The sequence below is a fragment of the Ruegeria sp. ANG-S4 genome, assembly GCF_000814005.1.
GTDB lineage: Bacteria > Pseudomonadota > Alphaproteobacteria > Rhodobacterales > Rhodobacteraceae > Ruegeria.
The window spans coordinates 85,181-97,178 of record NZ_JWLK01000007.1; the positions used below are offsets into that span (position 1 = coordinate 85,181).

Sequence of the window (11,998 nt, forward strand, 5' to 3'; positions counted from 1 at the left end):
TGGCGCAGTTAGCGCAACCAAGCTAAAGTTTAGCGCCACCAGTTTTTTAACGGCGGAAATCCGGGCAGCTTTTTGCGGGCCGCAAGGCATTTTTGCCGCATAGCTGCCGCAAGAAAGGCACGATTCGCAGTTACGGATTGATTCGGCGCCTTAAAACCGCCAACAATACCTCATAAAAAAGCGTATTATTGCGTATGTGAGCAGGAATAGGGGTGAACCCGATGTCGAAGATTGCACTTGTGGATGACGATAGAAACATCCTTACGTCAGTATCCATGACGCTCGAAGCCGAGGGCTTTGAGGTTGAAACTTACAACGATGGGCAGGCCGCGCTTGACGCGTTCAACAAGAAACTACCCGACATGGCCGTTCTGGATATCAAGATGCCGCGGATGGATGGCATGGATTTGCTGCAGCGCCTGCGGCAGAAAACCCAGATGCCGGTCATCTTTTTGACGTCCAAAGACGATGAAATCGACGAGGTCCTGGGCCTTCGCATGGGCGCGGATGACTATGTCAAAAAGCCCTTTTCGCAGCGACTGCTGGTCGAACGCATCCGCGCTTTGCTGCGCCGTCAGGAAGCCACCGAGGGTGACGCTTCGAATGTCAACGCCGGTGACGCCAAGGTAATGGAACGTGGCGAACTGCGCATGGACCCGCTGCGCCATGCCGTCACCTGGAAAGGCAATGATGTCTCGCTGACCGTCACGGAATTCCTGCTGTTGCAGGCTTTGGCGCAACGACCGGGGTTTGTCAAAAGCCGTGATCAGCTGATGGACGTCGCTTATGACGATCAGGTCTATGTGGATGATCGGACAATCGACAGCCACATCAAACGCCTGCGCAAGAAGATGCGGGCCGCAGACCCCGAGTTTTCGGCCATCGAAACTCTTTATGGTATCGGTTATCGGTACAACGAAGAATAGGCGCGACTGCCATTAAGTGGTAATAGGGGTCTCGTGCGAGATACCGAACAGGACACCAATTTACGCGACGGTGACGTGGTACTGGGGGATGATTGGGTTATTCCCCAAGACCCGGATTCTGCCGAACTGCACGCAAAGCGATCGCGGCGCAGCTTGTTTTCGCTGCGCGGCTCGCCACTGGCACGCAGGATTATCACCTTCAATGTGATTGCTTTGGTCCTGCTGGTTGCCGGGCTTTTGTATCTGGACGATACGCGTAAGGAACGCGTGCAACAAACAGCCAGAAATTTGATCGGCGATGCGCAACTGGTCAGCAACGTCTTTGAAACGCAGTTGCGCCAACCGGGTGTCGGCAGTGCGGGCGGTTTGGACGTGCGGGATACGTTGTCCGGCCTGACTTTGCCGGAAGGTGGTGAAGTGTTCGTCTATGACGGGTCCGGTACACTGATTGGCTGGACGCGTGGGGCTTCGCCTGCCTCGGAATTGCCAAGCTTGCTTCGGTCTGACAGCGATATTCAAAACGGCGGAACGCTGATCAGCGATGCCTTGACCGCCGTGTGGAACGGTGTGTCATCGATCTTCAGCGGAACCGCGACGGACGCCGCGCCGACCTTGGCGCAACGTGTTCAGGATATGGTGCCGCAGGCGCTGGGCGGTGGCCTGACCGTACAGGCCGTTCAGGACGATACAGGCGCTACCGTGATTGTGGCCGCGGCACCGATTATTCTGGATGACGAACCCGTCGGTGCAGTCGCCATGGCCGGTCCGGCTGGCGAGGTTGATGCGCTCGCGCGGCAGGAACAAGAACGCATCTTGCAAATGTTCGTCGTGGCCCTTTTGGTTTCCGTTGGCCTCAGCCTCGTCCTTGCTTCGACCATCGCCAATCCACTGGCTGATCTGGCCGCAGCGGCGGAAATGGGCAAAGACCGAGGCGCCGGGGTTAATCCCGGTCGGATTCGCATTCCTGATCTAAGCGCACGTCCCGACGAAATCGGGCGTCTTAGCAGCGCGTTACGGGGGATGGTGACGGCGTTGTACAACCGTATTGACGCGAACGAGCAATTTGCTGCGGACGTTGCGCATGAGATCAAAAACCCCCTGGCCAGCCTGCAGTCTGCCGTAGGTACGTTGCGCATGGTCAAGCGGGACGATCAACGGGAAAAACTACTGGGCGTCATAGAGCATGATGTGCGCCGGTTGGACCGTCTGGTCAGCGACATTTCCAACGCGTCCCGGTTGGACGCTGAACTGGTCAAGGAGCAGGAACAACCGTTTGACCTGCTGAATCTGTTGAACAATATCGGCCAGTTTCTTGGAGAAGATGCGCGGTCGAAGGGGATCGACTATATCACTGATCTGCCAAAAGGCCCGATCGTCGTAAACGGTCTTGAGGCGCGGTTGGCACAGGTCTTCGTGAACCTGATCACGAATGCGATTTCCTTCTGCGAGGAAAGCGATGCCATCCGCGTTTGGGTGCGCCAACGCGACAATCGGGTTTTGGTCGTGGTCGAAGACACCGGCCCCGGCATTCCGGATCAGGCTTTGACCAAGGTCTTCAAACGGTTTTATTCACAACGCCCCGAAGAGCATTTTGGCAATAACTCCGGTCTCGGTCTTGCGATCTCGAAACAGATTGTCGAAGCACATGGCGGCGTGATCTGGGCGGAAAACATCCGCCCGACCGAAGCCGACATCACCTCGGACCCGCTGGGCGCACGGTTTGTCGTTGGGCTTCCGATCTAGACAAATGGACATAAAATCCCTGCCAGATACAGCGGGACAGGATGATGCCTGTGTCCACGCGACGTGTGTTGCCGTGGATGGGAAGGGCGTGCTGCTTTTTGGTCCATCTGGGATTGGTAAATCGGCCGTGGCGCTTCAGATGATGGCGCTTGGGGCGGAACTGGTGTCGGACGACCAGGTCACGCTGAAAATGCAGGACGGTCAGGTCATCGCAGATGCGCCGCCATCCATTCGCGGTCTGGTTGAGGCACGTGGGATAGGGTTGCTCCGGGCAATACCCGCCGGTCCGAGCCCGGTGACGCTGGTGGTGGATTTGGGCCAGAGCGAGACGAAGCGCCTGCCTGAGCCCGCAAATATTCAGGTCCTGAGGCAAACTGTTCCCTTGCTTCGCGGCCATGGCCTGCCCAACTTGGCGGCAGGACTGATACAACTTTTGAAAATGGGACGCGTGGATCCTGAATGGCCGAGCGATTGACTGCGCAACAACGCATTGTTCTGGTAACGGGCCCATCCGGTGCCGGCCGTTCCACTGCAATCCATGTGCTTGAGGATCTGGGCTTTGAAGCCATCGACAACCTTCCCATGGGGTTGCTGATGCGGCTTCTCGATAGCCCCGATCCGTCACAGCCGATGGCGCTGGGTATCGACGCGCGAAACCGCGACTTCTCGACAATGGGGTTCATTGAACTGGCGGCCAAATTGAACCGGATGGAACACGTGGACCTGTCGATCCTCTATCTGGACTGCAACGATGAAATCCTGTTGCGCCGGTTCTCGGAAACGCGCCGACGGCACCCCGTGGCTGCAGACGCCAGTCCCGCGACCGGAATTCGACGCGAAAAGGACCAACTGCAACCGATCCGCGAAATTGCCGATACGCTGATCGACACCAGCGCGTTGAACATCCACCAATTGCGCGACGAAGTGGAGCGCTGGTTCGCCCCAAAGGGAGGCCGGCATCTGGCTGTATCCGTCGAGTCGTTTTCGTATAAACGTGGCATGCCGCGCGGGCTGGACATGGTTTTTGATTGCAGGTTTTTGGCCAATCCCTACTGGCGTCCGGAACTGCGCGAGGCGGATGGTCGAAACCCCGATGTCGCGTCCTATGTTCAGTCTGACATGAACTATACCGCCTTCTTTGACCGGGTCGTCGACCTGCTGACAGAACTGTTGCCCGCGTTCCAGGCCGAAGGGAAAGCGCACCTTTCGGTCGCCTTTGGCTGCACCGGGGGGCAACACAGGTCGGTTGCGGTCGCAGAAGCCGTCGCAAAGGCCCTTGCAGAAGGGGGGCAGCAGGTGGCAATTAGGCACCGCGAAATGGAACGACGCGCGTTGAATGTGAGGCCGGATTGATCGGGATCGTTATCGTTGCACATGGGGGGCTGGCACAGGAATACCTGTCCGCCACACAGCATGTGGTGGGTAAACAGCCGGGACTGGTCGCCGTTCCGATCGAGGCGGACCATAACCGCGAAGAAAAGCAGGCCGAGATTTGTCGCGCGGCTGATGACGTCGATGTCGGCGACGGGGTTGTCGTTGTGACGGATTTGTTTGGCGGCAGCCCATCCAACCTGAGTCTGCGGGCCTGTGCGCCACAGGACCGGCGAATCCTATACGGCGCAAACCTTCCGATGTTGATCAAACTGGCCAAAAGCCGCCACCTGCCGGTGCCCGAAGCCGTACGCCTCGCGCTTGAGGCTGGACGAAAATACATCAATGCGCAAAATGTGACATTGGATTGAAACTGGAATATTTGAATATGGCCAACAAGAGCTTGAAAATAATCAATGAAAAGGGCCTGCATGCCCGCGCCTCGGCCAAGCTGGTCGAAGTGGTCGAGGGATTCGATGCGCATGTAGAAGTTTCACGTGAGGGCCTTTCTGCATCAGGCGACAGCATTATGGGCCTTTTGATGTTGGCAGCGTCGCGCGGAACCACTATTGACGTCGAGACGTCCGGCCCGGATGCTGAGGCGTTGGCGGATGCTTTGGAAACTCTGGTGAACGACAAGTTCGGAGAAGGTTACTAAGCCCAACACTGCCACGATACGAAGGACGGGAAGACCAGGAATTGGCGGAAACCACGCACGATACCAAGACAGGCCCGATTGTAGGCGACAGCACCGATCAAGGTGAAATCTACGACCGCAGAACCCTGACCTACGCAAACTCGTTTGACGACGTGTGGACTGCAAATGCAATCCGCGCGATCGAATGGCTGACAGGCAAGCTGACCATTCTTCGCATGGTCAACAAGTTCGAAAAGCAAAACGAACTGTATCGCGGACAAAAATTCTGGGGCGGGGCGCTCAAAATCATGGGCATCACCCTGACGACCCCGGCCGAGCAAATTGCCAGGATACCCAAGGAAGGTCCGGTGGTTGTGGTCGCCAACCACCCCCACGGTATGGTCGACGGCATGATCCTGGCCGAACTGATCGGGCGCGTTCGCAGTGATTACCGCATTCTGACACGCTCGGTCCTGACCGGTCTGGACGAGGCCGCGACGTCCTTCATGATCCCTGTCCCTTTCCCCCATGACCCCGAGGCGCAAGCCAAGATGCTGGAAATGCGGGGGAAATCCATGGATCACCTGAAAGAAGGTGGCGTGGTCGCCTTGTTCCCATCAGGGGTGGTAATGTCGTCGGATGACTGGTTCGGCCCGGCCCAGGAACGGGAATGGAACGTCTTCACCGCAAAAATGATCCGCCGCTCTGGCGCTCAGGTGGTTCCGATATTCTTCCCCGGAAGCAACTCGCGTTGGTATCAGATTGCCAACCGCCTCTCGCCAATTCTGCGTCAAGGTTTGCTGCTGCATGAAATCGTGCGGTCTTGCAACAGACCGCAATCGCCGGTGATTGGTGAACCGGTTTCTGCTGATGACATGGCCCTGCTCGAGCGGGACCCGCGCGGGTTCATGGCATGGCTCAGAGAACACACTATGGGACTCGGCCAACCGCCAAAACCCTGATCCGCCTCTTCATCTGGCCAAAAATATCCCGGGGGTGAGCCCGGATTATATCCGGGCGAGGGGGCTGGCCCCCTGTTTATCTAACGCGTTGGAACGGGAACCTCGCCCCGATAGTCATAGAATCCGCGTTCCGTCTTACGACCCAGCCAACCCGCCTCGACGTATTTTGTCAGCAAGGGACACGGGCGATATTTGGTGTCGGCCAGCCCGTCATGCAGAACGTTCATGATCGCAAGGCAGGTGTCCAGTCCGATAAAGTCCGCCAGCTCCAGCGGCCCCATAGGGTGGTTGGCCCCCAATTTCATGGACTGATCAATGGATTGGACGTTTCCGACACCTTCGTACAACGTGTAGACGGCCTCATTGATCATAGGCATGAGAATTCGGTTCACGATGAAGGCCGGAAAGTCCTCTGCGCTTGCGGCTGTTTTGCCAAGCCGGTCCACCACAGCTTTGCAGGATTTGAATGTGGCTTCGTCTGTTGCGATGCCACGAATCAATTCGACCAGTTGCATCACCGGAACCGGGTTCATGAAATGAAACCCCATGAAGCGCTCGGGGCGGTCCGTTCGACTTGCAAGGCGCGTGATGGAAATAGACGAGGTGTTCGAAGTCAAAATCGTATGGGGCAACAGATGCGGCTGCAGATCTTCGAAAATCGCCTGCTTGACGGTCTCGCGCTCTGTCGCGGCTTCGATGACCAAATCGGTTTGACCCAGATCCGGCAGGTTCAACGTCGTTTTGATCCGACTCAGCGCAGCCTTAACCGCATCATCCGCGATCTTTCCCCGCGCAGCCTGGCGCGCCAGGTTTGCTTCAATCGTTGTCAGCGCATTGTTGAGGGCGTCCTGGCTTACGTCCGTTAGCAGAACGTCATAGTCCGCCAGAGCCATGACATGAGCGATCCCGTTGCCCATCTGACCCGCCCCGATAACTCCGACAGATTTCACATCCATATTCAGGTGCCCTTGCTGCTGATTATGGCGACATTATCGGCAGTTCCGGTCCGGCGGCAAGAGCATCGACCCGGTCAAATTCGCTTCAAATGCGCACATTAGGGATTTCGTAAGTTCTAGGGTCGCAAGATGGCAATTGGGTGAAAAATGTGAGTGTGAGTGATGAGCTATCAACCGATGGCAGCGGAAAACGCTGTCGAGTCGTTTTGCCGCTATGGTCAATCCAATCTGTGGTTTCGCGGACCTCAGCGGTCACTGGATAAGCCTTTTGTGGCGTGCATTGGCGGCCAGGAAACTTTTGGGCGCTTTGTCGAAGACCCCTTTCCCGCTCGGCTAGAACGGCTGATGCAACGCCGGTGTCTGAACTTTGGCAGCCTGTTTTGCGGCGTTGACGCCGTCCATTCCGATGATGGCCTTCGGGAATTGGCCGACAGGGCCGAGATCTGCGTGTTGCAGTTGCCCGGGCTTGCCGGACAGAACAATCGTTTCTACCGAGTTCATGCGCGCCGCAACGACCGGTTTGTCGCCCCCACGCAGGATCTGATCACGCTTTTCCCCGAGGCGGACTTTACGGACATTCATTTCGTCCGGCATTTGATGAACCGCCTGTACAGTATTTCGGGCGATCGCCATGCGGAAGTCGTTGATGAATTGCGTCGAAACTGGGTCGCGAGACTAAGGGGCTTTCTACAATCCGTTTCGTCACAGACCGTTTTGCTGTGGCTTGACGTACAAAACGGAAGCCTGAGCGAAGGACCCATTGAACACGAGCACGTGCGGGCGGAAATGTTGGACGCATTGCGCCCGTTTTGCGCCGACGCAATAACACTGACGGTGCGTGTTGCCGGTGACTCAGACGAGTTGGAAGATTTGCTCTTTGGAACCCTGCAACAGCCCAGGGCCGAGTTTATGCTTGGCCCCGCAACGCACCAAAAGATCGCGGACGCATTGTCGCAAGCGATCCAAAACTTGCGGTCATGAAAAAGGCCCGCCGGTAGGCAGGCCTCTGATTTTCGCTAACTCTGCACTCAGCCGAGCTTTTCGGTTAGGTCCGGCACGGCCTGGAACAGGTCAGCAACCAGCCCGAAATCGGCAACCTGGAAGATCGGCGCCTCTTCGTCCTTGTTGATCGCGACGATGACCTTCGAATCTTTCATACCGGCAAGGTGCTGAATCGCACCCGAGATTCCGACAGCAACATAAAGATCGGGGGCGACAACCTTGCCGGTCTGACCCACCTGCCAGTCGTTCGGCGCATAGCCCGAGTCGACCGCCGCGCGCGACGCGCCAACTGCGGCACCCAGCTTGTCTGCCAGTTTCTCGATCAGCGCAAAGTCTTCTTCCGAGCCAACGCCGCGACCGCCCGATACAACGACGCCTGCCGACGTCAGTTCCGGACGATCACTTTCGGCGACTTTGTCCTCGACCCACGCAGACAGGCCTTCCGAAGCCGGAACCGAGATCGTCTCAACCGGGGCCGAGCCACCTTCGCCAGCGGCATCAAAGCTTGCGGTCCGCAGGGTGACAACCTTTTTGGCGTCGTTCGATTTCACGGTCTGGATTGCGTTGCCTGCATAGATCGGACGCTCGAAGGTCGAGCCGTCCACCACGCCGGACGCGTCCGAGATCACCATCACGTCCAGCAGCGCGGCAACGCGCGGCATCACGTTCTTGGCGTCGGTTGTGGCAGGGGCAACGATATGCTCGTAGCCATCGGCCAGCGACACGATCAGCGCTGCGGTTGATTCCGCGAGGCGATGGCCCAGCGACTCGTCTTCGGCGACCAGAACTTTCGACACGCCCTCGATCTTCGAGGCAGCCTCACCCGCAGCGGCGGCAGAGCCACCCGCGGCCAGAACGGTCACGTCACCCAGTGCCTTTGCGGCATTGACGGCCTTGGCGGTAGCGTCCAGCGACAGCTCACCATTGTTGACTTCAGCCAGAAGAAGAACAGCCATTACACAGCCCCCGCTTCTTTGAGTTTCTCGACCAGCTCGTCGACCGAGCCCACGACGATACCGGCGGCGCGTGCCGGCGGTTCTTCGGTTTTGACGACTTCCAGACGCGGAGTGACGTCGACGCCGTAATCGGCGGCGGTTTTCTCGTCCAGCGGCTTTTTCTTCGCCTTCATGATGTTGGGCAGCGACGCATAGCGCGGCTCGTTCAGGCGCAGGTCAACGGTCACGATGGTCGGCATCTTGACGCTGATGGTCTGCAGGCCGCCATCCACCTCGCGGGTGATCTTGGCGCTGTCGCCTTCGATGTCGACTTCGGACGCGAAGGTGCCTTGCGACCAACCCAGCAGGGCCGACAACATCTGACCGGTGGCGTTCATGTCGTTGTCGATCGCCTGCTTGCCCGCCAGAACCAGACCCGGTTGCTCTTCCTCGACCACTTTGGCAAGGATTTTGGCAACGGCCAGAGGCTCGATATCGGTGTGCACGTCGTCGGCTGCAACAACCAGAATTGCTCGATCGGCACCCATGGCCAGCGCGGTGCGCAGCGTTTCCTGCGCCTGCTTGACGCCAACCGAAACCGCAACGACTTCGTCAGCCTTGCCCGCTTCTTTCAGACGGATCGCCTCTTCTACTGCAATCTCATCAAACGGGTTCATCGACATTTTCACATTGGCGAGATCAACACCGCTACCATCCGCTTTGACGCGAACCTTCACATTGTAGTCAATCACGCGCTTTACAGGCACGAGTACCTTCATTTTGGCGCTTTCTCCTCAAAAAAACGGTAAGCCGCAAAGCGACTCCACCAATGCTCTCGGACGTCTGAATAACGACTCAATCCCGACCACAACAGGGCAAAATCGTCACGTCATGTCGTTGAGACGTCGCGTTTCGCTTTTTTCGACGTTGCGACAGTCGGAAAATTAGTCAAACCCGGCAGGTTCAACGGTTTGCGCCGGGAACCCAAAGCACGTCGTCGCGTCCGTTGTTGTTGGCGCACCGCGCCGCAACAAAGAACCAGTCGCTCAGACGGTTGAGGTATTTGACCGCCACTTCGTTCACCGGTTCCATATTCGTCAATTCGACGGCCAAACGCTCGGCTCGGCGCGAAACGGTGCGGCAGACATGAAGCTGTGCCGCCAACGGCGAACCGCCCGGCAGGATAAAGCTGCGCAGTGGCTCAAGCGTGTCGTTCATCGCATCGATCTCGGCCTCAAGCCGGTCGATCTGTGAGGTTACGATGCGAAGCGGCGGGTAATCCGCCTCGGCGTCTTTGTCCATGTCGGGGCGGCAGAAATCAGCGCCAAGGTCGAACAGATCGTTCTGGATGCGGGACAGCGCGACCTCGACCTCTCCTTGCGCCTGGGTGCGGGCGACACCAACAAATGCGTTCAGCTCGTCCACTGTGCCGTAGGCCGTCACGCGCCCGGAATACTTGGCGACACGTTCGCCGTTACCCAGCGCCGTTTTGCCGTCATCGCCCGTACGTGTGTAGATTTTGTTCAGAACGACCATTTAAGAAGCCCCTTGCCCACGCAACCAGACGTAAATCACGATCAGCACCACGGCAATGAACTGAAACAGGATGCGCAAACGCATCATCTTGTTGCTTTTCATTGCGGCATCCGTGCCCGCTTTGCCGAAGTTGGAGATGCCGATTGCAAGCACTACGACGACCGCCGCCATGGCCAACAACAGGACGACCATCAACAGGTCCATGTCTACACCGTCCGTGTTTTGTTTCGCTGGCTCTCATCTAGCCTCAAAGACAGCAAAAGCGAACGGTTTTTTTGCGTCATATGCCACTGAGGATTCGGTCGATCGACCGCGTTGGCAGAATGCGGCGCAGGTATCCGGCGATGTAGGTCGGTGTCGTTACATAGTACCGTGCCTGCGGCCGCTTTGCGCTGACAGCGTGGGCAAGTTTCTCAGTCACCGCAGAGGCCGGAAGCTCGAACCGATCAGAACCCGACGACTCGTACAGACGTTTGAGCAGCGATTCTTCATATTTCTGTCGAAGGGCCGAGTTTTCCCAATCAATGAATCGCTCGAACATGGGGATCGAGTTTTCGCGGATTTTGCTGGTAATTGGGCCGGGTTCAATCAGGATAACTTTGATCCCGGTTCCCCGCAATTCCAGGCGCAAAGTATCCGTCAGGCCTTCGATCGCGTATTTCGTGGCGACGTAGGCGCCCCGCCACGGAAAAGCCACCAGCCCAAGAACCGACGAGTTCTGAACGATCCGACCATGCCCTTGCTCCCGCATTACGGGAATCACTTGCCGCGTCAGCTCGTGCCAGCCAAAAAAATTGGCTTCGAAGATTTGGCGCAAACCATCTGTGGGCACATCTTCTACCGCGCCCGGCAGGCCATGTGCGCCGTTGTTGAACAGCGCCGTCAAGGTGCCGCCCGTGGCCTCAAGGACCTGGGCGAGGCCGGACGATATTGTGTTCGCGTCGGTATAGTCGATCAAAGGGCTTTCGAACCCCTGCGCGCGAAGGCGGTCGCAATCGCGTTGCTGACGACACGACGCAAAGACACGCCAACCGCGTGCACGCATCCCGTGTGCCGCATCCAGACCAATTCCGGACGAGCAGCCGGTAATGAGAATCGTTTTCTGCATTGCGCTTCCGAATCTGTCCCCAGCCCATTGCTAGGGCGCGTGTCCGGTCAGGGCAATGATGCAGCTGTGTTAGAACGAGGATTTACGGACCAGCGATGCGGAAACCCATCCAATCTGTTGCGCAGGCAACACGCGAAGGCGCAACCAGCCGGTGCCCGACTCGCTGAGGACTTCAACCTTTTGACCAAGGGTGACCTTTCCGATGATCGGATAGATCGTGCCTGGGCCATCACGCATATTCACGCGCGTGCCCGAAATCTCCCGAATGTCTTTTTCCACTTCGGGCACCGTGGATGTTGGGGTCGCGTCGGTTTGGGTCGCGGTTTCGACCTGACGCAAACCGGCAGCGCCTTCCTCAAGGGACGCAAGGGTCAAATTGGCCCCCTGATCGGCGAAGGTGGAAAACCCGGACAGAGAATTTGTCTCAGGCTCCTCAACCAAAACGACCACCTCCTGCGGCGTGGGTGCCGGTTCCGGCGTAGCGCGGACGGGTACGGCGCGCAAAGCCACGTTGGTCACAAGATCTTGCGCCCTGTCGGCCTCGGTTGCTTGTGGTTCGGTTTCGGAAATTGACGCGATAAGCTCGGGCTGAGACCCGCGTTCGCCACGCGGTTCAAAATCCGGCCCTCCGCTCATTACGTAAAAAGTCCATCCAAGTGCAGCGAATGTAATAACAATAAGGCGCGTCATGGCGCTTCCCCCGGGTCAATCGTAACAACTAAATCTGGCAGCAATTCAATTGTAGAAACCCTAGCATATTTTGGGCGAGGAGTCGAAAAATGGGGGAAATCCGATACTTGCCTCCCCCTGTTGCAAAAAGCG

Annotated in this window: 15 protein-coding genes; 8 read left to right on the top strand and 7 right to left on the bottom strand. The window is 57.6% G+C overall.

Annotated elements, in window-relative coordinates; genetic code table 11:
- The first annotated feature begins 221 nt into the window (after positions 1-221).
- From RA28_RS20375 to RA28_RS20405, 7 genes are read left to right on the top strand one after another with little or no spacing between them, the layout of a single operon-like run.
- Positions 222-926: a response regulator transcription factor gene (locus RA28_RS20375; RefSeq protein ID WP_039532805.1), complete on the top strand. Its 705-nt coding sequence runs from the start codon at positions 222-224 to the stop codon at positions 924-926.
- A 33-nt stretch (positions 927-959) separates the two neighbouring features.
- Positions 960-2,669: an ATP-binding protein gene (locus RA28_RS20380; RefSeq protein ID WP_039532806.1), complete on the top strand. Its 1,710-nt coding sequence runs from the start codon at positions 960-962 to the stop codon at positions 2,667-2,669.
- 4 nt (positions 2,670-2,673) lie between these two features.
- On the top strand, positions 2,674-3,144 hold the full coding sequence (locus tag RA28_RS20385) for an HPr kinase/phosphorylase (protein ID WP_052261534.1): 471 nt from the start codon (positions 2,674-2,676) through the stop codon (positions 3,142-3,144).
- Positions 3,129-4,022 carry an RNase adapter RapZ gene (gene rapZ / locus RA28_RS20390; protein WP_039532809.1) on the top strand — a complete coding sequence of 298 codons (894 nt, stop codon included), beginning with the start codon at positions 3,129-3,131 and terminating at the stop codon, positions 4,020-4,022. The genes RA28_RS20385 and rapZ overlap by 16 nt, the downstream gene beginning before the upstream one ends.
- A complete protein-coding gene (locus tag RA28_RS20395; RefSeq protein WP_039532812.1) occupies positions 4,019-4,411 on the top strand; it encodes a PTS sugar transporter subunit IIA in 393 nt (130 codons plus the stop codon). The genes rapZ and RA28_RS20395 overlap by 4 nt, the downstream gene beginning before the upstream one ends.
- Before the next feature lie 17 nt (positions 4,412-4,428).
- Positions 4,429-4,698 carry an HPr family phosphocarrier protein gene (locus RA28_RS20400; protein WP_039532977.1) on the top strand — a complete coding sequence of 90 codons (270 nt, stop codon included), beginning with the start codon at positions 4,429-4,431 and terminating at the stop codon, positions 4,696-4,698.
- Between the two features lie 41 nt (positions 4,699-4,739).
- On the top strand, positions 4,740-5,639 hold the full coding sequence (locus RA28_RS20405) for a lysophospholipid acyltransferase family protein (RefSeq protein WP_039532814.1): 900 nt from the start codon (positions 4,740-4,742) through the stop codon (positions 5,637-5,639).
- An 80-nt stretch (positions 5,640-5,719) separates the two neighbouring features.
- Here the strand turns inward: RA28_RS20405 and RA28_RS20410 are convergent, their stop codons facing one another.
- Entirely contained in the window at positions 5,720-6,595 is an 876-nt protein-coding gene (locus tag RA28_RS20410; protein WP_039532816.1) for a 3-hydroxybutyryl-CoA dehydrogenase, read from the bottom strand.
- Positions 6,596-6,757: 162 nt separating this feature from the next.
- On the opposite strand from RA28_RS20410, the gene RA28_RS20415 reads away from it, so the two are divergent.
- Positions 6,758-7,576: a DUF6473 family protein gene (locus RA28_RS20415; RefSeq protein ID WP_241481179.1), complete on the top strand. Its 819-nt coding sequence runs from the start codon at positions 6,758-6,760 to the stop codon at positions 7,574-7,576.
- Between the two features lie 47 nt (positions 7,577-7,623).
- On the opposite strand, the gene RA28_RS20420 is transcribed toward RA28_RS20415, so the two are convergent.
- The 6 genes from RA28_RS20420 to RA28_RS20445 form a co-directional block, all read right to left on the bottom strand.
- Positions 7,624-8,553, bottom strand: a complete 930-nt coding sequence (locus RA28_RS20420; RefSeq protein ID WP_039532819.1) for an electron transfer flavoprotein subunit alpha/FixB family protein — start codon at positions 8,551-8,553, stop codon at positions 7,624-7,626.
- Positions 8,553-9,311, bottom strand: a complete 759-nt coding sequence (locus RA28_RS20425) for an electron transfer flavoprotein subunit beta/FixA family protein (RefSeq protein WP_039532821.1) — start codon at positions 9,309-9,311, stop codon at positions 8,553-8,555. The genes RA28_RS20420 and RA28_RS20425 overlap by 1 nt, the downstream gene beginning before the upstream one ends.
- 184 nt (positions 9,312-9,495) lie before the next feature.
- Entirely contained in the window at positions 9,496-10,068 is a 573-nt protein-coding gene (locus RA28_RS20430) for a cob(I)yrinic acid a,c-diamide adenosyltransferase (RefSeq protein ID WP_039532823.1), read from the bottom strand.
- Positions 10,069-10,272 carry a twin transmembrane helix small protein gene (locus RA28_RS20435; protein ID WP_039532826.1) on the bottom strand — a complete coding sequence of 68 codons (204 nt, stop codon included), beginning with the start codon at positions 10,270-10,272 and terminating at the stop codon, positions 10,069-10,071. It abuts the gene before it with no gap.
- A 76-nt stretch (positions 10,273-10,348) separates the two neighbouring features.
- Positions 10,349-11,176 (bottom strand): SDR family NAD(P)-dependent oxidoreductase, encoded by an 828-nt coding sequence (locus tag RA28_RS20440; RefSeq protein WP_039532828.1) that lies wholly within the window; start codon positions 11,174-11,176, stop codon positions 10,349-10,351.
- Between the two features lie 69 nt (positions 11,177-11,245).
- Complete coding sequence (locus RA28_RS20445; RefSeq protein ID WP_241481180.1) at positions 11,246-11,866, bottom strand: SH3 domain-containing protein; 621 nt, start codon at positions 11,864-11,866, stop codon at positions 11,246-11,248.
- Between the last annotated feature and the right edge of the window lie 132 nt (positions 11,867-11,998).

What these genes read in the sequence shown, in the direction of transcription:
- RA28_RS20375 (WP_039532805.1), top strand. Translation starts at nt 222, where the DNA reads ATGTCGAAGATTGCACTTGTGGATGACGATAGAAACATCCTTACGTCA.
- RA28_RS20385 (WP_052261534.1), top strand. Translation starts at nt 2,674, where the DNA reads ATGGACATAAAATCCCTGCCAGATACAGCGGGACAGGATGATGCCTGT.
- rapZ (WP_039532809.1), top strand. Translation starts at nt 3,129, where the DNA reads ATGGCCGAGCGATTGACTGCGCAACAACGCATTGTTCTGGTAACGGGC.
- RA28_RS20400 (WP_039532977.1), top strand. Translation starts at nt 4,429, where the DNA reads ATGGCCAACAAGAGCTTGAAAATAATCAATGAAAAGGGCCTGCATGCC.
- RA28_RS20410 (WP_039532816.1), bottom strand. Translation starts at nt 6,595, where the DNA reads ATGGATGTGAAATCTGTCGGAGTTATCGGGGCGGGTCAGATGGGCAAC.
- RA28_RS20415 (WP_241481179.1), top strand. Translation starts at nt 6,758, where the DNA reads ATGAGCTATCAACCGATGGCAGCGGAAAACGCTGTCGAGTCGTTTTGC.
- RA28_RS20420 (WP_039532819.1), bottom strand. Translation starts at nt 8,553, where the DNA reads ATGGCTGTTCTTCTTCTGGCTGAAGTCAACAATGGTGAGCTGTCGCTG.
- RA28_RS20425 (WP_039532821.1), bottom strand. Translation starts at nt 9,311, where the DNA reads ATGAAGGTACTCGTGCCTGTAAAGCGCGTGATTGACTACAATGTGAAG.
- RA28_RS20430 (WP_039532823.1), bottom strand. Translation starts at nt 10,068, where the DNA reads ATGGTCGTTCTGAACAAAATCTACACACGTACGGGCGATGACGGCAAA.
- RA28_RS20435 (WP_039532826.1), bottom strand. Translation starts at nt 10,272, where the DNA reads ATGGACCTGTTGATGGTCGTCCTGTTGTTGGCCATGGCGGCGGTCGTC.
- RA28_RS20440 (WP_039532828.1), bottom strand. Translation starts at nt 11,176, where the DNA reads ATGCAGAAAACGATTCTCATTACCGGCTGCTCGTCCGGAATTGGTCTG.
- RA28_RS20445 (WP_241481180.1), bottom strand. Translation starts at nt 11,866, where the DNA reads ATGACGCGCCTTATTGTTATTACATTCGCTGCACTTGGATGGACTTTT.